The sequence below is a fragment of the Bradyrhizobium sp. 4 genome, from assembly GCF_023100905.1.
Lineage (GTDB): Bacteria > Pseudomonadota > Alphaproteobacteria > Rhizobiales > Xanthobacteraceae > Bradyrhizobium.
The window spans coordinates 1,050,995-1,077,874 of sequence record NZ_CP064686.1; the positions used below are offsets into that span (position 1 = coordinate 1,050,995).

Annotated in this window: 15 protein-coding genes, 6 pseudogenes and 1 other annotated feature; of the genes and pseudogenes, 13 read left to right on the forward strand and 8 right to left on the reverse strand. The window is 59.2% G+C overall.

The features are described 5' to 3' along the window. Entirely contained in the window at positions 1-243 is a 243-nt protein-coding gene (locus IVB45_RS04895; RefSeq protein ID WP_247360844.1) for a DUF2274 domain-containing protein, read from the forward strand. Here the strand turns inward: IVB45_RS04895 and IVB45_RS04900 are convergent. From IVB45_RS04900 to IVB45_RS04910, 3 genes are all read right to left on the reverse strand, one after another. Next, on the reverse strand, positions 216-1,169 hold the full coding sequence (locus IVB45_RS04900) for a LysR family transcriptional regulator (protein ID WP_247360841.1): 954 nt from the start codon (positions 1,167-1,169) through the stop codon (positions 216-218). The two genes, IVB45_RS04895 and IVB45_RS04900, sit on opposite strands and share 28 nt — an antisense overlap. Before the next feature lie 63 nt (positions 1,170-1,232). Further along, the gene (locus IVB45_RS04905) at positions 1,233-1,865 is read right to left on the reverse strand and encodes an acyl-homoserine-lactone synthase (RefSeq protein ID WP_247360839.1); all 633 of its coding nucleotides are present in this window, start codon (positions 1,863-1,865) and stop codon (positions 1,233-1,235) included. A 93-nt stretch (positions 1,866-1,958) separates the two neighbouring features. Continuing rightward, positions 1,959-2,681, reverse strand: coding sequence for a LuxR family transcriptional regulator (locus IVB45_RS04910; RefSeq protein WP_247360838.1), 723 nt, complete (start codon positions 2,679-2,681; stop codon positions 1,959-1,961). Between the two features lie 96 nt (positions 2,682-2,777). On the opposite strand from IVB45_RS04910, the pseudogene IVB45_RS04915 reads away from it, so the two are divergent. Continuing rightward, positions 2,778-3,050 (forward strand): annotated as a pseudogene (locus IVB45_RS04915) (alanine dehydrogenase); the annotation flags it as partial. Positions 3,051-3,150: 100 nt separating this feature from the next. Here the strand turns inward: IVB45_RS04915 and IVB45_RS04920 are convergent. Further along, entirely contained in the window at positions 3,151-3,768 is a 618-nt protein-coding gene (locus IVB45_RS04920) for a flavin reductase family protein (RefSeq protein WP_247360836.1), read from the reverse strand. Between the two features lie 419 nt (positions 3,769-4,187). On the opposite strand from IVB45_RS04920, the pseudogene IVB45_RS04925 reads away from it, so the two are divergent. Further along, positions 4,188-4,371, forward strand: a pseudogene (locus tag IVB45_RS04925) (TrbI/VirB10 family protein); the annotation flags it as partial. A 1,221-nt stretch (positions 4,372-5,592) separates the two neighbouring features. Here IVB45_RS04925 and IVB45_RS04930 read toward each other — a convergent pair. Beyond that, a pseudogene (locus tag IVB45_RS04930) lies at positions 5,593-6,818 on the reverse strand (IS3 family transposase). Further along, positions 6,418-6,534 (reverse strand) — a sequence feature (AL1L pseudoknot). Its footprint overlaps the pseudogene before it by 117 nt. 237 nt (positions 6,819-7,055) lie before the next feature. Here IVB45_RS04930 and IVB45_RS04935 point away from each other — a divergent pair. The 6 genes from IVB45_RS04935 (at position 7,056) to IVB45_RS04960 (ending at position 16,715) form a co-directional block, all read left to right on the forward strand. Next, complete coding sequence (locus tag IVB45_RS04935; protein WP_247807594.1) at positions 7,056-8,120, forward strand: hypothetical protein; 1,065 nt, start codon at positions 7,056-7,058, stop codon at positions 8,118-8,120. A gap of 69 nt (positions 8,121-8,189) precedes the next feature. Then, the gene (locus IVB45_RS04940; protein WP_247363236.1) at positions 8,190-9,842 is read left to right on the forward strand and encodes a class I adenylate-forming enzyme family protein; all 1,653 of its coding nucleotides are present in this window, start codon (positions 8,190-8,192) and stop codon (positions 9,840-9,842) included. 403 nt (positions 9,843-10,245) lie between these two features. Then, on the forward strand, positions 10,246-11,694 hold the full coding sequence (locus IVB45_RS04945) for an aspartate aminotransferase family protein (protein WP_247363237.1): 1,449 nt from the start codon (positions 10,246-10,248) through the stop codon (positions 11,692-11,694). Positions 11,695-12,557: 863 nt separating this feature from the next. Further along, a complete protein-coding gene (locus IVB45_RS04950; RefSeq protein WP_247363238.1) occupies positions 12,558-14,105 on the forward strand; it encodes an acetolactate synthase large subunit in 1,548 nt (515 codons plus the stop codon). A gap of 411 nt (positions 14,106-14,516) precedes the next feature. Continuing rightward, entirely contained in the window at positions 14,517-15,581 is a 1,065-nt protein-coding gene (locus tag IVB45_RS04955) for a hypothetical protein (RefSeq protein WP_247807595.1), read from the forward strand. A 342-nt stretch (positions 15,582-15,923) separates the two neighbouring features. Next, entirely contained in the window at positions 15,924-16,715 is a 792-nt protein-coding gene (locus tag IVB45_RS04960) for an enoyl-CoA hydratase (protein WP_247363206.1), read from the forward strand. Positions 16,716-17,116: 401 nt separating this feature from the next. Here the strand turns inward: IVB45_RS04960 and IVB45_RS04965 are convergent. Beyond that, positions 17,117-17,834: pseudogene (locus tag IVB45_RS04965) on the reverse strand (transposase); the annotation flags it as partial. A gap of 385 nt (positions 17,835-18,219) precedes the next feature. On the opposite strand from IVB45_RS04965, the gene istA reads away from it, so the two are divergent. Both istA and istB read left to right on the forward strand, forming a co-directional pair. Then, positions 18,220-19,758 (forward strand): IS21 family transposase, encoded by a 1,539-nt coding sequence (gene istA, locus IVB45_RS04970; RefSeq protein WP_247356440.1) that lies wholly within the window; start codon positions 18,220-18,222, stop codon positions 19,756-19,758. Between the two features lie 15 nt (positions 19,759-19,773). After that, entirely contained in the window at positions 19,774-20,535 is a 762-nt protein-coding gene (gene istB / locus IVB45_RS04975; RefSeq protein ID WP_247356441.1) for an IS21-like element helper ATPase IstB, read from the forward strand. Between the two features lie 247 nt (positions 20,536-20,782). Here istB and IVB45_RS04980 read toward each other — a convergent pair. Together IVB45_RS04980 and IVB45_RS04985 are read right to left on the reverse strand one after the other, a co-directional pair. Continuing rightward, positions 20,783-21,806: pseudogene (locus tag IVB45_RS04980) on the reverse strand (IS110 family transposase). A gap of 370 nt (positions 21,807-22,176) precedes the next feature. Beyond that, positions 22,177-23,208 carry an IS110 family transposase gene (locus IVB45_RS04985; RefSeq protein ID WP_247807590.1) on the reverse strand — a complete coding sequence of 344 codons (1,032 nt, stop codon included), beginning with the start codon at positions 23,206-23,208 and terminating at the stop codon, positions 22,177-22,179. Between the two features lie 141 nt (positions 23,209-23,349). On the opposite strand from IVB45_RS04985, the gene IVB45_RS04990 reads away from it, so the two are divergent. Together IVB45_RS04990 and IVB45_RS04995 are read left to right on the forward strand one after the other, a co-directional pair. After that, positions 23,350-24,906, forward strand: coding sequence for an ISL3 family transposase (locus tag IVB45_RS04990; protein ID WP_247807623.1), 1,557 nt, complete (start codon positions 23,350-23,352; stop codon positions 24,904-24,906). A gap of 1,085 nt (positions 24,907-25,991) precedes the next feature. Next, positions 25,992-26,763 (forward strand): annotated as a pseudogene (locus tag IVB45_RS04995) (porin); the annotation flags it as partial. Between the last annotated feature and the right edge of the window lie 117 nt (positions 26,764-26,880).

Consider the following 26,880-nt stretch of genomic DNA (forward strand, 5'->3'; position numbering starts at 1 on the left):
ATGGATAAGCTTAAACTCGGTGCAATTGAAGACGACAAGCCAGTTAAGGTGACGCACGAACTACCCGCGGGCATCCACCGGGATCTCGTGGCTTATGCCGAGGTCCTTGCCCAGGAGACGGCGCAGCCGATCGCGGATCCCGCCAAACTGATCGCGCCCATGTTGGCGCGGTTCATGGCAGCCGATAGAAAATTCCGGAATGTCCGACGAGCGCGTCAGCGTTCGAACGCGGACGAGGGATAGCGCTCGGAGAGCATTTTCAGGAAGGCCGCGAGGGCAGGGTTTTCGTTGTCGGCTCGCCAGTATGCGGAGAAATCGAACCGGCTCGAACCGGAGCCGTCGCGCAGCTCTCGGTAGACCAGGCCTGCATAGTTGATGCCCATGTCAGATTCCAGCACCAGGCTGATTCCCCCGTTCATGCTGATCAGGCTATTGATGATGCCGCGGCTGACGTCGTGACGCTCGATCTTGGGTCGATCCTCAGGCGAGACAAGCTTGGAAATCAAAAGATCTTCAAACTCCTTTCCGGGATCGTAGTAGCTCAGCAGCACCGTCTCGCCGCGCAGGTCGGTCCAGTAGACAGTATCGCGCTCGCTGAGGGGATGATCGTGATGGAGGGCGACAAGAACACGCTCGCTCCATAGCGACGTCGTTTGATTGTCGAGCAAAGGGAAGTGTCCTGTGACGATCACGACATCGAGAACGCCATTTCGAAGTGCCGTCCCCAAGCGTGTTCGTGATCGTTCGACCGTCTCGAGTTCGATGTACGGGAATCGCTGCCTGAAATCCAGCAAGCTGGTCTGCAGGTTGCCAATAGAAAGTGAGGTGCAGAATCCGACACCCAGCCGCCCGGCCTCGCTGTTCCGAACCGCCCTCGCGCTCGCTATCAGACCGTCGAACTCCTCCAGGATTGTCCTTGCCGCGCGAAGAACATTGCGGCCTGCCTTCGTTGGGCGCACACCGCCACTAAAGCGCTCAAAAATCGCAATTCCCAAGTGATGTTCAATCTCGCTGACCCTTCGGCTGAGGCTCGATTGTTGTAGTCTGAGCAATTCCGCCGCTTGACGAAGGCTGCCACAATCAGCCGCAGCCACGGCGGATCGCAGGTGCTTCAAATCAAGCGCTTTGCCGGCCTGAAGAGAAGGCCTTGATCGAAGGAAATCGTGCATCCTTAAAGCTCAACCAGAGGGCTCCGATATGTGCGCCAATGCCGCGCCCTTCTTGCTTCAGGGTTAAGCCGCCGCTCGGATGACTGGAGCCCAGAGCACCGGACCCAAGATCCGCCCTCTCTTGCGGATACGCTCCAGAGCATCGGTCGATACCTCAAGATAGCCGGCCATGGCAGTGGTATTTCCGAGAGGATGAGCTTTTCCGATCGGGCGGAGAGGCCAGGCCGCGCGCCTAAGAATGCGTTCCATCCGCGCGTCGGTGACAGTGACAATTTCGGTCAAGCCGATGGAAAGGCCGAACTCAATCATTCCCGCAAACAGCTCGTACGTGGCAGCGGCAAGCCCGCCACTCGCCTTCGGCGCATCTGGAGGAACATCGAGCGCAAATCGGCTGCTTTCCCAGATCCGGTCGCTTCGTGGCACCGGTTGCCCGTCCAGCAGAATCGGGAACGTGTCTCTCAGCATGGTCGGACCGGTCGAAGGCAAAAGCCGGACGCAACCTTGGATATTTGCGGCAGTCGAGCGGTTCAGTAGATGCACTGGTCGAAGGACATCGAACTCGTCGAGCTCCATCTCGCCGGTGGCCTCGACGTTCCAGTCGAGGCGCTGTTTGAAAACGCGGTAGCGCAGCCGGTGCATCTCGGCGAGATCATGTACGAAGTCGCCGTAGTACTCCGGCGTGATGAGCTGCATCATGCTCGTCCCCTGCTCGGTTTCGGCAATCAAACAGCCAAGCCGAGGCAAGCGCATCCTGTGTAGTTGCCCAGGTGACCACCGAGGTTCGGGGCACTATCTTCGAGACTTTGATTCGGTTAACAGCGCGATGGCCTGACGGAGCGAACTGACTCCGAGCTTCGCACGGGCGTTATCCAGGTGAAAGCCCGCAGTTCGCTCCGCAATGCCCAGAATGATCCCGATTTCACCGGCTGTTTTGCCACGCGCGGACCATTCGAGACATTCAAACTCACGAGGAGATAGCACGGCCCCACCGACCATGCGATCTATCGTCCAGAACCGCCTTGCATGCGCATGGAAAAAGCTTGCGATTAGCCGCAGGCTCTCGGCGTGCTCGACCAACGAGCGCTCGAAACCAGTTCGACGCTCGTCCGTGGCAAAGCTTAGCGCAGCGATCGCGCCCTTCCCATCGTGAATTGGCAGTGAAAATCCGCAACGAATCCCATATTTGGCGGCTTCCTCGAACAGCGCGCGTTCGGAATCCGACTGGCTTTGTGGTTCGTATCCAAGTCCCCATCGAAAGGGCCTAGGCGCGGCGATGGCCTGACGCACCACTGGATCGACGGACTCGTATCCGCGCTGCAAGTACAGAGCGGTCCAGGAGGATGGATATGTTGAGATCAGGTTGGGAGCACCACCGGGTCTGCGGGGCAGAGCAAGATATGCGAAGTATGACAATTTGAGCGCGGCGGTGATATCGGCCATGCTCTGCCGAGCGGCATCTGGGTGTGTGCTTTCGCTCAATCGCTCAGCAAATTTTTGGAAAACGCGATCCATCGTCGATGAACCCACGGGCCTCCCTCGTAAGCGCTAGTCGCGGAACCGGATCCAGCATCGTGCCGACATTGGACTGATGACAATTAACCTGAGGGCGGCGCTTCGATTGCGGCTAATGCTGGCGAGGTCTTCACGTCGAGCGAAACGATCGCGAAGATCAAGGAACCCAAACCGCCTGAATGGACGCAGCTGCGAGACACCAAGATCCTCTTCACCTGTCTGCATCTGGCACCGGAGCAGGCCAAGGGCCTCATGAAATCTGGATGCACGACAATCGCCTACGCAACTGTAACTGAAGCGTATGGAGGGCTCCCCCCGCTTGTTCTGATGAACGAAGTTGCAAGCAGGCCCGCAATCAACCCGGCAGGCGAAGCACCCACAGGCTACACTCGCGAAGCGCGCCTCGATAATGCTGCCTTGGGCCAGCGGCTTTGCTTCCCGTTGTGTTCGTTGCTTCGTCGAGAACCGCCTATGTGATAGTCGGGCCTTCGGCTGGCGGAAACACAATGCGGTCGTCCGTGCGGCAATAGGAATCAACGAACATTCGTCCGACTGGGTGATAGCGTTCCATATGCACGCGCATGGTTTCGTGATCCCATAGTTCGTCGCGGACATGGAAGTGGATCCCTTCGCCCAAGATGAGTCGTCGAGTGTCACCAACGTCGATTGCCTTCCAGGTCTTGCACTCCATCGCCCATGGCGCATCAGCAAGCCTTGGTGGCGCAATGCCGGTCGAGGACGCAAGCTTTAGCCCGAAATAATTCGGCTCGCCGATTTCGGGCGGAAAGTCGCCACTGGTCTCATGCATACTGCGCGCAAGTGGCTCGTCGGCCATGTTGACCACGAACTCGCCGGTACGCTGGATGTTTGAGAGTGTGTCCTTGATTCGCCCGTCGGGCCGCTTGCCGAGCGAGATGATGCAAAGCGGAGGGGTATCGCAATATACATTGAAAAAGCTGAAAGGCGCTGCATTGACTATGCCGCTGGGGCCGACCGATGTCACCCAGGCGATTGGTCGCGGCAACACAAAGGAGGTCAAGAGCTTGTAGCGATCGCGGGGCGAGAGATCAGCAGCCGCATATTGCATGTTTTAGATCCTGGTCTCTATTCCAATTGTTGTAACTTCACCAAAGCAGTTTTGGGGGCGGTTTCGCATTCGGAACGGCCACGGAGGTTCCGGCGGAGAAGGGGCGTATACACATAGTTGTTGAACCGTGGCTCATTTCAGCATTGTCTAGTCGCGGCCTTTAAAAGCAACTACGAATGAGATATTGCATGGCAATAGCTTGTACCGTATTCAGAAGTGCGAGGCAAATTGCATCGAGACGTTTTAGCTGACGCGGTGAAGCTCATCGAATACTCGACCTCTTCGCGATTCATCTTTTCTCGGCCCGAACATCCATGCGACGACGAAGACGCGCGTTGGGTCATACTTGTGGCATCAGCTTGAGCTCGGCGCGGTGCTCCGACGGGAGCCGTGCCTGTCGTATAGACAGCACGACCTTCACGACGCAAGTGACGGAACCGGTGCACGATTCCCCCACCGGTCGAGCCGGCTCAGCCCGCCGGGAGCAAGGCTCCTCGGAACGTACGATAGCCAGGTGGCATTTGGCAGTCGCGCGTGCTGCTGGTCTGGACGCGGCTGATCGTGCCGAACGGGCGTTCGATCGCAGATGCGGCGGGCTACACCATCGTCCCATTGGCGCCCACTAACTGACTCCGCGATACGCGTGCAACGGTCGTGCGCAGACCAACGAGCGAAGTCTCCTCCGTGACCAACGAGCGATGGCGGTCATCTCCCAGACCCAGACCTCGATTCAAAACTACAGGCGTTCTTAGGGGCAATCGGCATAAATAAGATGTATTGACTTGCGATACGATGTGGTTTAATGATAAAATTTGCGATCGATACCGCATTTTTCGTTGCGCGCGTGGTTCCACGAAAATTTGGGGGCGATGCATGCAAATCCGACAGGAGGCGAGAATGCGTAACAGCGTCCAAAAGCACCACGACCGTCCGTAAAGTGCTGCGCGATTTGCGGCGGAAAATTCGATCTGATCCGCCACTATTATTGGCGGACCGCCCTTTGCTCCAGGAAATGCGTCGACCGCTTCAGCACGCGGCGCGAGGCTGACCAAAAATGGCTTCGCTTTGCGCGAGGACTGGTACATGCCACCCAGACGCAGGCGGAGTTTGAAGGGAAGTCCTTAGAGGGCGAGTCCGTGAAATATCATCATGACTTTTACTCGGATGGGCCGTCCCTCCGTTGAAACGTGGGCCATGCGCAGAACAACGGAAGGCGGCCCATGCGATGCCGCAACAAGCAGATCCGAGCGGAACGCGCGGACCGATCCGCCCCATGAAGTTTATAGCTGTAAATCAAAGGACTTCGCGCGGCGATCGAACCTGATCGAACGTTCTCGCTCCCTAGCCCTTTTCTGGTGATCGCTCCTAACATTCAGGCTGAATCTACAGCAGGTTGTTCCTATATCGCACCGGAAAGAGCGCTCAATTCGATGGTCAGGATGTCCTGGTAGAGCTGAGCTATCGTTTTCTTGTGGTCGAAGCCTGTCCTGGCCTTCAAATCTATCCTCAACCGGGGCGATTGCGTCGGTCGATCCTCAAGGTACTGTCGCTCATCCAATCGAGTAAAGCCTCCAACGATCAATTTTATCGCACGTGACGTAAGACCGCCATCAACGTTTCTCAAGAACATCACGCATAGCCGACGGCTCCTTATGAAATTGAATTACTCCTGCAAACTGCGCGGCGAGGCCGCTTTGAGTATCAATACATGGCCGCTTGCGAACTATTGTCGTTAGAGTAAGAAAGCGCATCGATCTTTAGTTGGCGCGAGAGATGGAGGGGGTATGAACCGCTCCGGGTTTGCCGGAGGCCATTTGGTTTAAGTTATGCCGCGATGGCAGGGTGTTCCAGCATGGCGTAGTAGCGTTGCTCGGCTTCGGCCGACGGGATGTTGCCGATGGGCTCCAGGAGCCGCCGGTTGTTGAACCAGTCGACCCATTCGAGGGTCGCGAACTCGACGGCCTCGAAGTTCCGCCACGGTCCACGCCGATGGATCACCTCCGCCTTGTAAAGGCCATTGATCGTTTCGGCGAGAGCATTGTCGTAAGAATCTCCGACGCTGCCGACAGAGGGCTCGACACCAGCTTCAGCCAGGCGCTCGGTGTATTTCATGGATACGTATTGGGCTACCCCTGTCGCTATGATGCACGAGCCCGCCACGATGGACCGGCCGTCGATCATGCAATGCCTGCTCCAGCGCATCGAGCACGAAGCCTGCATGCGCCGTGCGCGAGGCTCGCCAGCTCACGATCCTGCGGGCATAGGCGTCGATGACGAAGGCGACGTAGACGAAGCCGGTCCAGGTCGCGACATAGGTGAAGTCGAGAGCCAGAGGACGTGCGGCCTCGGCGCCTTGAACTGGCGGTTGACGTGATCCAGCGGGCATGGCGCGGCCTTGTCGCTGATCGTGGTCTTGACGGGCTTGCCGCGGATGACCCCTTGTAGGCCATGTCCCGCATCAGTCGCGCCACGGTACAGCGGGCCGAACCCTTCACGCTTGAGCTGCCGCCAGACCTTGCGCACGCCGTACACGCCGAAGTTCTGATCGAAGACGCGCCGGACCTCGATCTTCAGCGCAGCATCCTGCCGGGCGCGCGCCGACAGCCTGGCGGGATCTCGCCGCTTGGCCACATGGGCGTGATAGGTCGAGGGGGCGATCGGCAGCACCTTGCAGATCGGCTCGACCCCATGAGCCCCACGATGATCGTCGATGAAGGCGATCATGGCTTGGACCGGCGGTCGAGCTCCGCCATCGCAAAATAGGCGCTTGCCTTGCGCAGGATCTCATTGGCCTGCCGAAGCTCGCGGTTCTCCCGCTCGAGCGCCTTCAGCCTCTCGGCCGTGTCGGTCGGAACGCCGGCCCGCTGCCCACTATCGATCTCGGCCTTCTTGACCCAGTCATGCAGCGTCTGCGGCGTGCAGCCGATCTTGGCCGCGATCGACATCACTGCCGCCCAGCGTGACGGGTGCTCGCTGGCGTGATCCAGAACCATCTGAACCGCTCGGGTCCGGACCTCGGGTGAGAACTTGTTTGTCGTCTTGCTCGTCATGGCTCCATCCTCTCAGGAGTTGGAGCCTCCGGCAACCCGGGGCGGTTCACTGCAAACGTTACGCGCGCTTGCTCTGGTTCGCGTTGGTGCGAACAAGTCAGCAAACTTTACCATGCCGTTGAAGGATGCACATCTAAATTTGGGGGCAAATCTTCCCCGCGATTGACAGTTTTCTGGAATTGGCCTATCCTCAATATAACGTATTTCAATACGATACCAAATGTCGGAGTGAGGAAGATGACCGATCTGGACGAATTGCGCAAAGCCACACTGCTGGCGGAGAAGTTCTGGGGCCGGATGTTTGGTGGTTTCCTGGCCACTACGTATCAAGATAAGGGCGAGACCGCCTATCTTGATACTTATTTCCAGACACTCCGCTCTCATCAGAATGTCAAATTCCTGGAAGGGCTGAAGAAGCTCGGCGTGCGCGAGGATGAGCCCCCAGCGGTCAAGGCATGCAAATATCACTATTTCAGCAACATACTTGGCGGTCTGAAGCTGCAGTACATTGAGGAATCGCCCAAGAAGTGTTGGATCCGTTATCTGGCTCCGAGGGCGACGTTCACGGGGCTGGCTATCCTAGCCGTGCCCGCACACACCGCGAAGACGGTGGCGCATTCCTGGCATCCTAGAAACGGCGAGCTGCTGGGCTGCGACCGGCTTCAGTATGTGCGGACCAAAAACATGATGGAGGGAGACCCATACGACGAGGCGTATTGGGTCGAACTCGATCGACCGGTCGCTCCCGAGGAGCGGCTTATATTCAGGCCCGAGATTCGTACGCCGGAGTTTGACCCGGCGAAGGCGCCGCAGCTCGATCCCAAGCTCTGGCCGGAAGGGCGCAGGCTGAAGGCGCGTGCAAACTATTCAGCGGGTTATGTGAGCCGCACGACGAGCGTGCTGGTGTCGAAGTTCGGGGTTGAGGCTGCGGCCGACATCGTGGGCAGGACCATGCGGGGCTTGGCCATTCAACACATCAACGAGCTCAAGGCTGACCAGGGGATCGAGGGCGCCGACTTGCATTCTGTGGTCCAATTCTTCGCCGGCATTCTCACGGCATGCCGTCAAGAATTCCAGATCGAGAAGGTGTCGCCAACCAAGACGCGGATCGTGCTCAAGAGCTACAAGCCGTTCGACTGGGAGGTGCCGGAAAAGCTGCGCGACGCGTTTTTCGAGTACCAGCGCATTGCGGTTCGCATCATGAACGGTCGCGTGAAACTCTTTCGCTCGGTCGCTCCCGAATTTGGTGCGACCGAGGCTGAAACTTGGGAGTTCGAGGATACCGGACGCTGGCTCTGGTGAGCCGCGAGCTTCGAGCCCAGTCAAGGCAGCGATGCCTCTCGCCAGTCTCTGAATTCCAAGGATGCTATAATGACCTCTACAAAATCGTCTCAGCTGCGGGATCGGGTGGCGGGCGCCTTGCGCAAGGTTGAGGCGCTGGAGGCGGCATACGAGACGATCACGGTTGGACAGCTTGTTTCAGAGCGAGCGCGAACGCACGGTACCGCCACTGCGATCAACGTCTTCGAGCGCGGCGAACGCGCAACGTACGCGGAGATGGACCGCTGGTCCAATAAGTATGCCCATGCTTTACGGGCATTTGGAGTGAGCAAGGGGGATCGCGTTGGTGTGATGCTGCCAAATCGGATCGAGTTCCCGATCCTTTGGTTTGCCTTTGCAAAACTCGGTGCCGTGATGGTGCCAATCAACAAGCGCCTGACGCCAAGAGAGATTGAATATGTTCTTAGCGACACGCAGGCCAAGTTTGCCGTCGTTGATGAGTCCTCATGGGCAGTGTTTTCGGCTATGGATCCATGGCCGCGAGATCTCTCGAAGGAGCGGGTCATTGTTGTTGGGCAATGCCCATCGACGAGCGGGGCGTGTGCTTCCCTGGATGATCTGCTCAAGGGCGCGGAAGAGTCTCCAGTTAACGAGGATGTCGGCCCCGACGATCTGCTGAACATCAACTACACCTCGGGGACGACGGGTTTTCCCAAGGGTTGCATGTTGACGCACGAACGGTGGGGGATAGGGTCCTACCAGTGGGCGTCCATGGATCGCGAGCCGTACAAGAGCTATCTCTCCATGGGGCCCTTCTCCTACGGTGAGCCGCAAGCCCATCTTCTGAAGTCATACCGGCAAGGCGGAACGCTTTACCTGGCTCCGCAAATCAGCTCGACGCGGTTGCTTGGCTGGATCAAGCAATACAGCATCGAGTGGTGTTCGTTTCCCGAATTGGTTGCACGCCAGGCAGAGGCCGAGGATATCGACGGAACGACTTCGCTCAAGCAGACCATAAATTGGGGCTGGACTCCCGAGACGCTAGCCCGCTTCCGAAAGCGGTTTCACGTGGCTAGCGGCGACGGCTTCTCGATGACAGAAATCGCGTTCGGCACCATATTGCCCAACGATCTTGGCGAGATGGCGGAATCCGGTTCGGTGGGGATACGCGCACCCTTTCGCGAGGTGCGGCTGGTCAATGATGACGGCAGTCCTACGCCGGTTGGCGAGATCGGTGAGGTTTGGGTGAAGGGACGCGGAATCCTCAAGGGTTATTGGAATAACCCGCAAGCGAACGCGAACTCGTTCGAGGGGGACTGGTTCAAGACGGGTGACCTGTTACGCTGCGACGAAAATGGCTTCTATTGGCTGGTCGGACGCAAGAAGGACATGATCCGTCGTTCGAGCGAGAATATTGCTGCGCGCGAGGTCGAGGCGGTCATCTGCGAAATCCCCGGGATCTCGGATGTCGCCGCGGTGCCAGTTCGCGATGTCAAGCGGGGCGAGGAGGTCAAGATCTACGTGGAGCTCAAGGAGGGCGTCACGCGAGCAGATCTGCCGGTGGAGCGCATTCTCGAGCATGCGCGTGCGCGTTTGGCTGCCTTCAAGGTGCCGCGATACATTGCTTTCATTCCAGCTCTTCCCCGGCCCGATACCAAATCGAGGGTGCTCAAACGAGAGCTGATGGCCATCGCAGATCCCATTGCCGGCTCCTTTGACACTGAGGAGATGCGCTGGTGTTGAAGTCCCTTTCAGCCAATTCGCTGGCGCGATCGTGGTCGGAACCATCTACATGCGCAGACTACTGCGAATGATCTCGAGATATGAACACAATGGGATGGCACGCGCCGCGCCACGCATTCGGCGATCATAGCTCGGTACCGACGATTTCAACCACTGGATCGGCAGCGTGCGGTCCAACCTGCGAAGGAAACCCTCTTTTCCTAGGTTGCCCGCAATTGGCTGAAAGCTCGCTAAACTTTGCTGGTCGGCGTGCAATGCATAAGACGATCGAACGCCGGACCAACCCTCGAGCTAGCGTAGGGTACGGCGGAGGCCTGAATGGGTCTCTCTCTGAGCTCATTCACTTCGCGGCCCGTTCTAGCGAAACCCAAAAGACGAATCTCTCCAGCAAAGCATCGCGAGCTTGAGCATTGAACGCGAAAACCATGACATCCGCTGTCGCAAACCAGTCACTGACGATCTTGAGGAGCTATCGATGAGTACGCCTGGAAACATCGCTACGAATGATAAGGGACACGGCCACAATCGGGTGTCCCCGATCGGGCCGCAATCGAAAATGGCCTTCGAAAAGTCTAAAGTGATCACGCCGGGGGGCAGTATGCGGGGAGCAACGTTCTTTGCGCCCCAAGCGCCGTATGCTTTGCGTGGCGAAGGCGCTTGGGTGATCGACGCCGATGGTCGCCGTCTGTTCGACTGCAACAACAACATGTTTTCGCTGATTCATGGACACGCGTTTCAGCCGGTTGTCGACGCTCTTCATAAGGTGATCGATGCCGGTACAGCATTCGGCTTGCCGACGACGGCAGAAATCGATTTAGCCGAGGAATTGTGTCGGCGTGCCCCACGGCTGGAGCAGGTACGGTTCGTCAATTCCGGTACCGAGGCCGTCATGTTCGCCATCAAGGCCGCGCGTGCGATCACTGGTCGTCCGGCAATCGCCAAGTTCGAAGGTGCTTATCACGGCGCCTACGACTGCGTTGAGGTCAGCCTGGATCCGACTCCCGCTAACTGGGGTGACACAGAGCCATTGGGCGTAGCTCACGATGCGGGAACGCCCGCTGGCGTCGTTAATGACACGGTCGTGCTACGACTAAACGACGTCGATGGCTCCCGCCGTCTACTCGAAGCAAATGCGGGGCGCTTGGCGTGCGTGGTGTTCGACCCGGTGACCTCGCGTGCGGGCATGGTCCCCCCAACCGAGACGTTTCGTGATATGCTGCAGAATACGTGCCGACAGCTCGGGATTCTGCTGGTGCTCGACGAAGTGATTTCTTTCCGCTTCGGGTATGGTGGCTCACATAGCGTTTTTGGGCTCGAGCCCGATCTTGTGGCGCTGGGCAAGATGATTGGCGGCGGGCTGCCGGTCGGCGCGATTGCGGGGTCGGCACACCACATGGCTGTTTTTGATCACACCAAGGCCAAGCCGCTCGTCTCCCTTGGCGGTACTTTCAGTGCAAATCCGCTTACCATGGTGGCTGGCACCGCAGCGTTGCGAGCCTTTGACGCGCAGGCAGTCGAGCGCCTTAACGCGCTGGGCTCCACCTTGCGGCAGAATTTGAACGAAGCGTTCAAGCAGGACCGAATCCCCGCGCAGGTGACCGGCTTCGGCTCGCTGTTTCGGCTACATCCCTTTACTAACCCGATCACGGATTATCGCAGCTGCTACCCTTCGGCGATTCAAAAGGCTGCCCTCAGCAAGATACAATTCAAGCTGCTCGGGGAGGGACTTTTGCTCACGCAATACTGCGCTGGTGCCCTATCCACGGCAATGTCACGGTCTGACATCAACGACCTCGCGGAAGCAATCGTCCTTGCCACAAAATCTGTTTTCATCGAGTCTCCGTGGGGTTAAACGCTGCGGCCAAACATGACGGTTGCCTGATTGATGGCGGTCGCCTGCTGCAGACGAACCAGCCCCCACGCAGTGTTCGGGGTGCCGTCCGACGGTTGGCATCGGCCAACTTGCTACCGATGGCAATAACTTCTTCTGAGATGTCGAGAATGTCCGCGGACCTCCGCCCGCGGTATTACGGGGCGCATTTCAGTGTAAGTTCAAGTTTCGTCATCGCAGCGGCGGATCTCGTAGAGCGAGCAAGCAAGCAACTGCTCGTTACTCGACTTGCGGATACCGGTTGCTATGACGTTGGGATGCTAGCGCCGGGCCCGCGCGAGCAGCCGGCCTAAGGATTGGCGAGGCGCTGAGGAGCCCCTCACCCCGGCAAGTTTAATTGGAAGAATGAAGCGGCCACTCACGCTTGACCGCTTCGCCTTATGCATAGTGCTCGCCAACTCGATCAGTCGTCAGGCTGACCGAATTGCAACGTCGACCTAATTTTATAGGCAGTCACAGCATGCGATCGGCGCGCGCGATGATGCCAGTGTGTGTCGTTGTTCCCAGTCCAGGAGCGAGACGCTTACCCATGAGACTATCCGTGTGAGCCTGAAAATTGTCGATCCTGTCGCCGTACGCCCGCGCGGCAGCGATTGACATGCCGATTCAAGTGGTGTAGCGGAGTGCAATATCTTATATTGGAAACCGATTGCGGAATGCCATAGCGCGCCGCGGCGATTTTCAGGGCTATAGCGGTTCATGTGCCACGTGTGGTGGTTCAGACAGATCAGCAACAGGCGGTAAGCCCGCGGCGCGTTTGGAGACTCGGCAGCTTATGTCGGCTCTCAAAGCAAACGCGACCGCTCGTCAAAGGGAGTAAACATATGAATGGTGCGGAAAGCCTGGTGAGGACGTTGGTGGCGGGCGGCGTTGACGTCTGCTTTACCAATCCCGGGACCTCGGAGATGCATTTCGTGGCCGCGCTGGACAAGGTCGCAGGCATGCGCTGCGTGCTCGGCCTGTTCGAGGGCGTCTTGACGGGCGCCGCCGACGGCTATTTCCGCATGAAGGGCACACCGGCCTCGACGTTGCTGCATCTCGGGCCGGGCCTCGCCAATGGTCTTGCCAATCTGCACAACGCTAAGAAGGCCAATTCCGGCATCGTCAATATCGTCGGCCAGCATGCGACCTATCACATCGGCTACAACGCGCCGCTGACGTCAGACATTGAGGGCCTGGCGCGGCCGATGTCGGCCTGGGTGCGCACCTCGCCGGATGCCAAGTCGGTGGCCGCCGACGGCGCCGCGGCGGTCGCCGCTGCCAAGAGCGCGCCGCCGCAGATCGCGACCCTGATCCTGCCCGCTGATACCGCATGGAATGAGGCGGACGGCATCGCCGAGGTGCCGCGGCAGAAGCAGCGCCCGAGCTATTCGCCGCAGGCGGTCGAGACCGCGGCGAAGATCCTGCACGAGGATGCGGTGCGGACGCTGTTGTTGGTGACCGGCAGCGCGCTGACCGCGCAGGGGCTGGCGCTGGCCGAGCGCATCGCCGGCAAGACCGGCTGCACCGTGATGGGCCAAACCTTCCAACCGCGCATGGCGCGGGGCACCGGCCGGTTCTCGATCAACCGCATTCCCTATGTGATTGATCAAGCGCTGCCGATCCTGGAAAAGTTCCGACACATCGTGCTGGTCGAGGCCGACGATCCAGTGGCCTTCTTCGCCTATCCGAATAAGCCGAGCATACTGAAGCCCGCGGGCTGCGACGTGCATCGCATGACCTCGTGGGGCGAGAATTCGGTCGCGGCGCTGGAAGCGCTCGCCGGCGCGCTGCATGCGATTGCCAAGGACGTCAAGCCGCAGGCTTTGCAGGAGCTGGCCAAGCCGACTGGTGCGATAAATTTCACGACGATCGCGCAGGCGATCGCCTACGCAATCCCGGAGAATGCGATCATGGTCGACGAGTCCGTCACGACCGGCCGCGGCTTCTTCCCGCCGACGGCCGCCGCGGCACCGCATGACTGGCTTCAGAACATGGGGGGCTCGATCGGCTTCTCGACGCCGGTCGCAACCGGCGCTGCGATCGCCTGCCCGGACCGGAAGGTGATCTGCATGGTGGGCGACGGGAGCTCGATGTACACCATCCAGTCGCTGTGGACGCAGGCCCGCGAAGGGCTCAACGTCGTCACTATCGTATTCGCCAACCGTATCTACCAGATCCTCCGCGGCGAGTTCGACAATGTGGGTGCCGGTGAGCCGGGCCAGCGCGCGCAGGACATGCTGAAGATTGACCGGCCGACGATCGATTTCGTCGCCCTCGCCAAGGGCATGGGCGTTCCGGGTCGCGCGGTTACCACCGCCGACGAATTCAACGATGCCTTGGCGGAAGCGATATCGGAGCCCGGCCCAAGGCTGATCGAAGTGCAGATGTAGGGTCAGTCGAAGCTCAGGACGTCTGACCCATTTCACCTAATCCGAACGCGCGATCCTGACGCCAGCGAGAATGTCAAATCTGCTTCGCTGAAGATCAACCCTCGGCGGCCTCCACCCACCTCACCGACAACTTCGCTCGCTCGGTCAGGTGCCGCCGCTTACCAGATTTACGACGCCTCAAATTCGCACGCAATCCTGCTGCTCAGTCTCGGCACGCATCAGTGAATTGGATGCCGTCGAAGACAGCGGAGCTGTCCGTGAACACTGCCTGCAGATTTGAATGATACGATCTACAGCTGCTTTCGACGATGCTAGCGCTGCTCGAGAATTGTCCGATGCCCGTTGACAGTTCTGCGAGCTACTCTGAATATAGAAGATTTCAGTACGATACTAAATGTCGGAGCGAGGAAGATGACCGATCTGGACGAATTGCGCAAAGCCACACTGCTGGCGGAGAAGTTCTGGGGCCGGATGTTTGGTGGTTTCCTGGCCACTACGTATCAAGATAAGGGCGAGACCGCCTATCTTGATACTTATTTCCAGACACTCCGCTCTCATCAGAATGTCAAATTCCTGGAAGGGCTGAAGAAGCTCGGCGTGCGCGAGGATGAGCCCCCAGCGGTTAAGGCATGCAAATATCACTATTTCAGCAACATACTTGGCGGTCTGAAGCTGCAGTACATTGAGGAATCGCCCAAGAAGTGTTGGATCCGTTATCTGGCTCCGAGGGCGACGTTCACGGGGCTGGCTATCCTAGCCGTGCCCGCACACACCGCGAAGACGGTGGCGCATTCCTGGCATCCTAGAAACGGCGAGCTGCTGGGCTGCGACCGGCTTCAGTATGTGCGGACCAAAAACATGATGGAGGGAGACCCATACGACGAGGCGTATTGGGTCGAACTCGATCGACCGGTCGCTCCCGAGGAGCGGCTTATATTCAGGCCCGAGATTCGTACGCCGGAGTTTGACCCGGCGAAGGCGCCGCAGCTCGATCCCAAGCTCTGGCCGGAAGGGCGCAGGCTGAAGGCGCGTGCAAACTATTCAGCGGGTTATGTGAGCCGCACGACGAGCGTGCTGGTGTCGAAGTTCGGGGTTGAGGCTGCGGCCGACATCGTGGGCAGGACCATGCGGGGCTTGGCCATTCAACACATCAACGAGCTCAAGGCTGACCAGGGGATCGAGGGCGCCGACTTGCATTCTGTGGTCCAATTCTTCGCCGGCATTCTCACGGCATGCCGTCAAGAATTCCAGATCGAGAAGGTGTCGCCAACCAAGACGCGGATCGTGCTCAAGAGCTACAAGCCGTTCGACTGGAAGGTGCCGGAAAAGCTGCGCGACGCGTTTTTCGAGTACCAGCGCATTGCGGTTCGCATCATGAACGGTCGCGTGAAACTCTTTCGCTCGGTCGCTCCCGAATTTGGTGCGACCGAGGCTGAAACTTGGGAGTTCGAGGATACCGGACGCTGGCTCTGGTGAGCCGCGAGCAGATTCGATGCCTCCGATCGTCGCGAACGGGGGCCTTGGGTTGGACGCGCATCATTGGGCCGGGCGCACCCTGATGAGCTTTCCACCCCAGAGGTTTTGATCTTGATTAGCGCAACGAAGCCGTTTCTCAGCGATCGGGTACGGATGAGAAATTGCAATACTCTAATCCCAGTGCCGTACGAGCAATAACTATAGTCATGAAGCCGCTAAGCTCGCTGTCAAGACGAGTTTGAATCGTTTCGTCCCAATCGGAACGTCCGGGGCGGGGCCGTGCAGCACATACCGAGGTAGCTCGGAATTCGACTTTAGAGAGGACATATATATGAGCTACGATTGTATCGCGGTGGAGCAGCGAGGGCGATCGCTTGGCTATTTCATAATCGACCTGAGTCGCGAAATGCGGAAAGTCGACAGTTGCTCGACGAGTTGGATACCGCGCTCGCCAACGCGGTGAAGGACGACTCAGTTAGGGTGATCGTGATCGCCGGAAAGGGGGATCACTTTTCCGCAGGACATGACCTTAAGGAAGCGCAGGCAACCCGGGCCGGATTCACCGTCGAGGAGCGTTATGCTTATGAGGAGCAACGCTACCTGGACTACGCGCTTCGGATTTGGGATTGCCCTAAGCCGACCATTGCATCTGTTCAGGGAGCCTGCGTTGCGGGCGGCTTCATGGTCGCCAATATGTGCGACATCGTGGTTGCCTCTACCGACGCCTTCTTTGCTGATCCTGTCTGTAAAAGCCTTGCGTCAGCCGCAGTCGAAGTGCTTGTTCATCCTTGGGTGATGGGGCTGCGCGCTGCGCACGAATTCCTTCTAACTGGTAGAAGGATGTCAGCTGTAGAGGCGCATCGTCTAGGCATGGTAAATAGAGTTGTACCGCGCGCGGACCTTGAGGTCGAAACAACAACGCTCGCCGAGGACGTATCTTCCGGTTATCCGTTTGCGTCGAAGCTTATCAAGCGCTCGTTAAAGCGCGCGGCCGACATCCAAGGCTTTCGCGCTTCGTTGTTAAGCCACTTCGATACTCATCAGCTTTCGCATGTGTCAGACGAATACCGCCAGATGCGGGAAGGGGGAATTGCCGCAGGAATTGCGCGCGGCAAGGAAGCAGCAAAGAAATGATCAGCCAGACGCATGCGTCTCATGGCTTATTTTGAGCAAGTCATTTTGCGGTCTCCAAAAATGCGAGAACTTGGGCGCCTCCAGCTTCGAGCGTCGAGTAGGGTACAGTATACCTGAGAAGTTGGTTACTGCCTGGCGAACGATACTCAGTCCACGACATGTAGCGAAAGGTAAGCATCCTGCCGTGGACGACGGGATAATTGTTGCGCGGAAGCCGTCGGTCTAGCGATGATTGGTCTTACGCGGCCTTCGCGGGTTCGACACCGCGCTGCTTGCACTCCCATGGCAGAAGCTCATGCAGTTGGCCCTGCGGGAGGCCGGCAATCCGGGCAAAGACGTCCGCAGCCAAGCCAGCCGGTCGACGTCGTCGAGCTTCGCCGTCGTGATGAGCGTGATCATGATCGGCGGTCGCGCGAGGCATAATAAACAGCCGCCGGCGGTACCCGGCCGCCGAAGGTCCAATCGTTGCGCACATAAGCCCAAATCCGCTGGGTCACGGTCCTGGCTGGTGCGAGGATCGGCACCTTGGTGTCATCGCCATGCAACCACTCGGCCGACAGCGATGGGTCTCGATCAGACGGGTAGAGCGGCATCGCAGCCCACACCCCGGCGTCGACCTGATCGGCCAGCGTCGAGACCGGCAGCCGGGAGGTCGATCCCTTCGCATTTGAAGCGTCGACTCTGGCGCTTCAGCGGCAAATGATGATCGAACTGTCGGCCGGGATGGTCGCGAGCACGGCCCAACAGAGCCGCGCGGCGTCGCATGGAACGGTGCTGGCGGCTGCGTGATCGTCTCGCAGTCCCGGCTGGTGAACTTTTCGCGGACCCTTTCGGTTACGTCCTCGCCGAGGTTCGACCGCCGCGATGAGCCACAGCATGAGTATTGCCCGGGAGCTTCGATCACCACCCGTTTGCGCGGGATGTTGTCCCGGAAGGGCTTGCGCATCAGCCGCCGGCGCTGGAACAACCGAACCGTCTGCGCCGTCGCCGCCGTAGCTTCAGCCGCGAGCTCGCCCTCCGTCGCCGCTGCCTCAAGCTATTCCGGCGTAAGCTCCATCTGGTCGAGAAGGCGTTCCCTGCGTTCCGAACGTAGCCGTAAAGGTCGCGGTGCAGCTTTTTGTCAATCGGCCCCTTAATTGCGGATTGATGTCAATTCTCTTTTTGAAGCCATTCGGCAAGACGGTAGCGCTCGACCCGGCCGAGCGGGTCGGGGTTGCGGAGACGGGGCGAGCGCGGCTGGTAGATCGATAGCCAGCTCGTAGTCATGGGCCGATTAGCCGTTACCTATATCTCAATGCGATCAGGTGCCGTCGCTGGGGTCATGGTCCTTTTCGAGGTCGCAAGCGCCTCATGATTGCGCGTTTCGCGGGATCGTGAGCACGGATTTCAGCGCATCGTGAGCAACGATTTCAGAGGATCGTGAGCAACGTTTGGCGGTGCCGGACGCTTCGACCGACAACTCAACCGGGCTGCGGATTTCTCATTCAACCAGTGAGGAAGCCTGATGCCTACCGAGAGATTGTCGATGCGCCGGATCCGAGAAGTTCTACGTTTGAGGCACCAGGGCCTGACCGAGCGCGTCATCGCGCGGACGTTGGGAGTGAGCAATGGGGTCGTACACGGTTATGTGCGTCGCGCCCGCCTTGCGGGGCTGACCTGGCCGCTGCCGGAGGGCCTGGACGACGAGAACCTTGAACTGCTGCTGTTTCCGGCGCCGACGGCAGCCTCGCAAAGCGACCGGCGCCCGACACCGGATTGGGCTTATGTCGAGAAGGAGCTGCGCCGCCGCAGCGTGACGCGCCTGCTGTTGTGGGAAGAGTATCGCGCCGCCAATCCGGACGGCTTTGGCTATACCTGGTTTTGCACGACGTTCGAGGCCTGGAAGCAGCGGGCCCGGCCAAGCATGCGTCAGACCCACGCCGGTGGGGAGAAGGTATTCGTCGATTTCGCCGGCGACACCATCGATATCTTCGATCCCATCACCGGCGAAGTGCGCGCCATGAAGCTGTTCGTCGCGGCGATGGGGGCCTCGAACTACACCTACGCCGAGGCCTGCCCAAGCGAGAGCCTGTCCGACTGGATCGGCGTGCATGCCAGCCTGTTCAGGTATCTCGGCGGCGTGCCGAAGTTCGTGGTCTGCGATAATCTCAAGGCCGCCGTGACCAACCCCGATCGCTACGATCCCGGGATCAACCGCACCTATGCTGAGATGGCCGGCCATTACGGCACCGCGATCCTGGCGGCCCGGCCGAGGCGACCAAAGGACAAGGCCAAGGTTGAGATCGCAGTCCAGATCGCCCAGCGCTGGATCCTGGCCCGCCTGCGCAACCAGCGCTTCTTTTCCCTGGCGGAGCTCAATACCGCCATCCGCGGGCTCGTCGTCGAACTCAACGCCCGCCAGATGCGCGGCTTCGGCTCCAGCCGGACCGAACTGTTCGCCGAGATTGATCGCCCCAGGTTGAGAGAACTGCCGGACCAGCCCTACGTCTTTGCGCGCTGGAAGCGTTGCCGTGTCGCCCCAGATTATCACGTCGAGATCGACGGCCATTGGTATTCCACCCCTTACCGCCTGATCCGTGAACTCGTCGATGTCCGTATCGCCGACAAGACCGTCGAGGTCTTCCACAAGGGACAGAGGATCGCCAGCCACGCCCGTGCGCCCAACCGGCGCGGCCACACCACGATTGCCGATCATATGCCCAGCGCCCACCGCCGCTACGGCAAATGGACACCGGGAGGGCTGATCGCCGCCGGCGAGAAGATCGGTCCATCGACGGCGGCGTTCTTCCAGGTCGTCATCGAAGCCCGGCCGCACCCCGAGCAAGGCTTTCGCACCTGCCTCGGTATTCTGTCGCTGGCCAGGAGCTACGACCATGCGCGCGTCGATGCCGCCTGCCGACGCGGCATCCTGATCAAGGCTCGCTCCGTCGCCTCGATCCGTTCGATCCTCAAGAGCGGCCTCGATCGCGCTTTCCTCGACGAGACGTCCGACCACCAGCCCCTGCGCCACGGCAACATCCGCGGTCAGGGCTATTTCCACTGAACCAGGGAGACTCCAATGCTGACACACCCCACCCATGAACGGCTGATCACGCTTGGCTTGACCGGAATGGCCAAAGCCTTCGAGGAGCAGCGACGATCACCGGACCTCGACGCCCTGCCGTTCGAGGAGCGCATCGGGCTTCTCGTCGATCGCGAAGCCGCCGAGCGCGACACCAAACGTCTCACGACCCGTCTCAAGTTCGCCGCGCTACGCCAGAGCGCATGCGTGGAAGACGTCGATTTGCGCACGCCACGCGGCATCGACCGCAGCGTCTTCGCCAGACTCGTCGGCGGCGACTGGATCGACCGCAACGAGAACCTGCTCATCACAGGGGCAACCGGGCTCGGCAAAAGCTGGATTGCCTGCGCCCTCGGCCACAAGGCCTGCCGCGACACTCGTTCGGTCCAGTATCACCGCGTCCCGCGCCTGTTCGAGGCGCTCGCCCTGGCTCGCGGCGACGGCCGATATGGCCGGCTGCTCAAAACCATCGGCCGCGTTCAACTTCTGATCCTCGATGATTGGGGCCTGTCAGTTCTAAATCCGCCCGAACGGCGCGACCTTCTGGAGATCCTCGATGATCGCCACGGTCGCGCCTCCACTATCGTCACCAGTCAGGTCCCTGTTGAACATTGGCACGACGTTATCGGCGACCCAACCCTCGGCGACGCCATCCTGGATCGCCTCGTTCACAACGCTCACCGTCTGCAACTCTCCGGAGAAAGCATGCGAAAGCAGAACGCCCGCAATCAAACTCTTGACGCCAACTCAAACCCCTGAACCAATCACCCATGTCGGTCAAAGCCGCTGCTCACCATCGCGCGAAACAGCTGCTCACGATCGCCTGAAATCGCCGCTCACCATCAGCGAAATGCGCATCATGATGATGTCCGGATCGGGTGCCTCATCGTTTGCAACGGCGTGCGGGCGAGCCCGCCACCAGCCGAATGACCGAGGTCACCACGACCACCGTCCCAGCGGGACATCGCCGGCCCGGCGAACCGGGCCAGGAACTTGCAAAATGAGGTCAGGCCGGGGCGTGGCCCCAGTCGAACGACGTGCCATCAACCCAAATGCAGTGGAGGATCACAGCGATCTTGCGCGCAATGGCGACCTTTGCCTTTTTCATACCGACCCGCTTCGCGAGCTTTATTCCCCAGGCCTTGAGGGAAGACCATTTTTTGGTCCGATAGAGAAGGACGGTCGCTGCCTCAAACAGGTAGGTTCCGAGAAGCCTGTCGCCCCATCGGGATATTTTGCCACTAGTGTCTATTTCACCGGATTGGTTGCGCCGAGGTGTAAAGCCGAGATAGGCGCCGACTGTCGAGGCTGATCGGAAGCGGGAGGGTCATCGATCGTATGGCGGAAGGTCAAGGCAGTCACCACGCCAACACCAGGAACCGTCATCAGGCGACGCGTCGTCTCGTCAGACTTCGCCAATCGGCGGACCTCGTCGTCGAATTTGCTCTGCTCCTTGCAGATATGTTCATGAATCGACAGGAGCGGCTCGATCACGTTGAGGAGTTGATGATCTTCGCCCAATAGCTCGCCGACCTGGTTGCGGAACTGTTGGCCAATCGCGCGAGGGAATAGCAACCCACTTCCTTGATCAGACTGCGGACCTGGTTCTCGATATCCCGGCGCATGGACACAAGGCGGAATCGCGCGACAAGGATCGCTCGAACCTTCTGGCTCTCCTCGCTCTTGATTTTGACTTCTCGATACCACCCAACCCGCACCAGTTCGGCAAGCCCCCGAGCATCATTCCGATCGCTCTTGTTCATGCGGACCGACAGTGCTGCGTGTCCATGCCTTGCATCGATGCAAACGACGGGGAGGTCAACCCTACGAAGTTCGTGCCAAAGCCAGCTTGCCATCGCGCCCGTCTCAAAGCCGATCCGCTCCGCCAATGGCGCATGCTTGCGAAGCAGCTTGGACAGATCCCCGGGATCAGAATTGGCCCTTCCTTCAAAAATCGCTTGACCAGTCTCGTTGACCACGCAAACCGAAGTCTCTCTTTGCGAGACATCCAGGCCGACGTATTGCCTCATGACAGCTCCTCCGAATCGCTTGATTGCGAGAGCTCGACGATAACGGAGCTTTCGTGGCCGCGAGCGCTGACCGCAATTACGTCATCGTATTCAAATTTGGCTCTGACTCATATGTGGAACCGGGCTGCAAGATCTTTCTCTGGTTGAACAAGGGATGACGGTGCGGTCATATGTTCGCCCTGTGAACGCGGCGCCTGGCCGCTGGCCACGATGATATCCGCGGAAGCAATCGCCCAATCAATTTCTCGCGCTCGAAGCGCAGTGAGTCAGGCGGTCTGATTGCCACCGGGAATGACGTCATTCGGGGTTCATCCAGATTTGCACCTTGCCTCCTCGGCAGCTTTCTTCTTCCGCCGGAGAGCTCTTAAGATTAGGATTTCAGCATTGCGGCCGGCGCCTGATAGATGCCGCCTCTGACCAGCAAGGCCCAGATCGTGCGCGCAATCTTATTGGCGAGCGCGACCGATACGACCTTGACCGGCCGTCTTTGCAGCATGGTCCGAATCCAGAGTGGGACTTTCAAGCCTCGTTTAGCAAGCTTGATGATAGACGTCGCACCAACGATCAAGAGCGTCCGTAGTTGCCGATTTCCACGCTTTGATATCGCGCCGAGCCTTTCTTTTCCGCCGCTCGACTGTGCCCTCGGTGTGAGCCCCGTCCAAGCCGCAAAATCTCGTGCAGTCGCAAAATTGCGAGCGTCCAAAACCGATGTCCGAACGGTAGCGGCGATGAGAGGACCGACACCCGGAATGCTCATCAGACGCCTTGCATCGGGGTCCTTTCTGACGGCAACCAAAATCTCTCTGTCGAGCTTCTCTATGCGGGTTGTAAGCAACTCAATCTGTTCAGCGAATAGGATCAGGGCAAAGCGGGCGGCGCCGGGGATCCTATTGTCTTTTTCGTCCCGGAGAAGCACCAGGAGTTTTGCGATGCTTGCCATGCCTGTGCCGGCGATAATGCCCAATTCGGCCATATGAGCACGTAGGGCATTTGCAGTCTGGCTGCGCTGCCTCATCAGCAGCTCTCGCGTTCGCAAAATCATGCTGGCCGCTTGTTGTTCGGCAGTCTTCACCGGTACGAACCGCATTGTCGGGCGGGTGACCGCCTCACAAATGGCTTCAGCATCCGCCACGTCGGTCTTGTTTCGTTTGACGTAAGGCTTCACGTAGGCTGGCGGCATCATGCGGACAGCGTGGCCCAGCGCCGCGATATCGCGTGCCCAGTGATGGGCACTCGCACAGGCCTCCATATCTACCAAGCAAGCTGGAAGGCTCCGAAAGAAGGGCAGAACCTGCGATCGCCGCAATGTGCGGCGAACCAAGACTTTCCCGTTTTCGGCGATGCCGTGAACTTGAAAGATCGACTTGGCCAAATCCAAACCCACCGTGATAATCTTCTCCATGGAACGGTCCTTCCTTTGTGGCGCCTCTCTACGCGACCACGTTAGGCACTTTTGATGCCGGTTCGAAGGGCCGTTCCACATCATCATCAATTTCTGATGAAGTTCGCCGGCGACTGTGGTTCTTCAACGGAGAATCGCGCCATGCGGACAGGCTTTCGAATTTCATCGCTCGTACCGAGTGGTTTGGTGTTTGATGGCGTAAGTGATTCAGAGGATTCGGTTATTCTGGCTGTTCGGTCAGAGGCTACGGAGGCCCAGTGCCCTTTGTGCACGACAGCATCGCGCCGAATCCATAGCCGTTACATCCGGCACGTGGCCGATTTGCCATCAGCGGCCAGAAAGGTGCGCCTCCGATTGCTCACGCGGCGCTTCACATGTGAGGTGCCGCATTGCCACCGGAGGATCTTCTCAGAGCGGTTTGGAGAAGACATCGTTCCGCTTCGACGGCGCCGGACGGCACGGCTGGAATACATCGTCCATCACTTGGGGTTGGCGCTCGGCGGCCGGCCGGCGGCAAGCTTCGCCAAGCGGCTCATGCTGCCCGTTAGCAACGATACCTTGCTACGGGTGGTCCGCCGGCGGGCGGCGATGCCGACAGATCCATTGCTTGTTGTGGGCATCGATGACTGGGCGTTCCGGAGAAACCATCGATACGGGACGATCGTGTGCGATTTGGAGCGCCGGCGGATCGTTACCCTGCTGCCCGACCGGGAAACTGCGACCGTTCGGGCGTGGCTATCGAGGCACCCAGCGATCAACATTGTGTCGCGAGATCGCGGTGGTGGATACGGCGAGGCAGCAGCCAAGGCGCTGCCGAACGCCATCCAAGTCGCCGACCGCTGGCATCTGATGGAAAATGCGAGCGCGGCCTTCCTTGATGCGGTGCGCCGCTCCATGAACAGAATCCGAACCGCAATCGGAGCGACAACGATCAACCCGGAATTGCTGACCTATGCGGAAAAGCTGCGCTATCAGGGCTATCTGCGGCGCCAGGACAGCCATGCCGCAATTGCGGCTCTCGTCAGCGACGGTGTGCCGTTCAAGGAGATCGTCCGCCGCACAGGACATAGTCGCAATCTGGTTCGCCAAATTAGCCGCGGTGGCGGTACGGATATCTTCCGCACCCGTCAAAGCACCCTGGATGGGCACCTGCCGTTCCTGGACGCACAGTGGTCAGGCGGCTGTCGTAACGGTGCCGAACTCTGGCGCCGTTTGAGAGGGCAAGGCTTTAAGGGATCGCTGCGCGTGGTGGCGGAATGGGCGACGCGACGGCGACGCGCCGAGACCATCAGCCGTCAACAATTGCAGAGGGTCCCCGCCGCCAGGACGATAGCGCAGCTGATGACGACGAAGCGCGACCACCTGACCAGGGCCGAGACCGTCACGCTTGCCGTCATCGAACAAAACGTTCCTATGCTGGCCGATGCCCAAGCTCTCGTTGGCCGCTTCCACGCGATGATCCGAAAGAAGGCTGAGATGGAGCTCGAACCTTGGATTGAGGAATCCAAGCGGAGCCTCATTGCCTCGTTCGCGAATGGAATCGCCAACGATAAGGGCGCGGTGCACGCCGCTATTACGCAACCATGGTCCAATGGCCAAGTGGAAGCGCAGATCACTAAGCTCAAGCTGGTCAAACGGCAGATGTACGGGCGCACTAAGCTCGATCTCCTTCAGGCAAGGCTGATTGGCGCGCCATAAAAACAATCACGATCATCGAATATGCGTCAGAGCCAGTATTGCAGGCCGAATGACAGCTTTTCGATCATGAGCTGCTGATGCACGATCAGCGCTTCCTGGCTGACAGGTCCGCCTGGCGCTTGCCGCAACGGCTTCTGCTTCCAGACGCGCGGCGCACTCGGAAAGATCGGTAGGAAGTGATTCAGGGGCGGTCACGACGGCGATGGCATCAGATCCATCACCTTCGGCAAGCAAAAATTACTGGCCCACCGATGTCGGGCGCCGGGTTTCTTGCGGATGGCGCCTCTGAGGCAGCAAATAGGAAATCTGTGCCGTCGAAATTCAGACGGCGCCGTTTCGCCGGGCGATGGCAAAACCAAACGACCTCTCCAGTTTCTTCGTAAGCAGACATGCCCTCTGGGCATCGGGTCAGAGCATCTTCAAAAGATCGCCACGTCGCCCGAGGAAGCAAAACAGATGACCGCTCAGCGGTTCGCGCCTCAGAATCTCGGGCGCCAGGCAACGACAGACCTGGGAAGCCGTATCGCATGTCTATATAGCCCGTCGCGCTCCAAACTCGAAGAGCTGTTGGGCCGGAATCATCGAAGCAATTCCAGTGCATGAAGCGCCGGGACTAGCGCACCAACTCAACATCGCGAGCAACAATGACATGTCATGCGTTTGTGCCCACGGTCTCATACGGCGTTGGCGCTGCGGCCTGTCTACCAAACGATTCGATCTCCCACACCACGACGGCCGGCACAAAAGCGTCCATCACGGCGTGCCCGAGCTGCCCCTCTCGAAATGCCTTGCGCCAGGAAATGCGTCGCTATCCATTTCAGTATGAATCATACCGTTGTGAGGCGAATAGAGCACAGTCGCTGAGCACGGGTGAAGGTTCGTCTGTTTCCTACGCAGTTTTCACGCCGATAACGAACGCGATCTGCCAACGTGACGATGCAAGAAGCGGAATGGTCCGCACCGCGTCACTGGGGTTGGCGTTTAAGCAACGCCCTCTACGTCGAGAGTGATTGGGGGCGAGGATGGTTGGCCTCCACGGTGCGCTCGGGCGACCACCTTTGAGATGCAACATTTGGGGGATTGGTATGAACTTGGTGAAGAACCTTTTGCTCGGTTCGGCCGCGGGTCTGATTGCAGTCGGTGCAGCACGAGCCGCTGATCTGCCCGTCAAGGCGAAGGCGATCGAATACGTGAAGGTCTGCTCACTGTATGGCGCCGGATTCTATTATATTCCGGGGACCGACACGTGCCTCAGATTGGGGGGCTACCTCCGCGTTGAAACAGTAGTGAATACCAGCGGCCACTATAACGCTGCCACCGATGGCGTAAGTGGAGCTCGCAACCGCTTGACCGACTACTACAGCACCCGCTCTCGTGAATACCTTTCCATCGACACACGTACTGCAACCGAATACGGCGTAGTCCGTACCTTCTTCGATGGGGGGGGTTACCTGGACCAGGGGTACCTATACCGGGGCGGGTACAACTGGCTTGAATGGTTCGACAGCGTATACCACGTCGATCGGTTCTGCGGTTGGCGCCGGTTCGCTTGGCGTTTATGACGCCTTTATCCAGTTCGCTGGGTTCACTTTCGGTGAGGCGGCCTCGCAGTTTAGCTCGCCCTGGACCCCTTATCCCGGCAACTTCTTCGAGCTACCCGGTGGTGGCGGCTGGGAGCCCGTAAACCAGTTTACTTACACGGCTGACTTCGGTCGAGGCATCACAGCCTCCTTCTCGGCCCAGGACCAAGTCGTTAATTACACAACCAACATCTGGAACGTGAGCGGTGCGACCGCAACTGGTCTCGCCACCGGTGCGTACGCTGCCAACGACATTGGTGGCACGCGAGCGCCAGACTGCGGATTCCGACGAAGTCGCCCAGGCGTACCGATATGAAGTCGCCCGTGGATTCCGAGACGATGTCGCCCACCTTTCCGATTTGATCTCGCCCAGCGGCGAGGCGTTCTGGCCGGC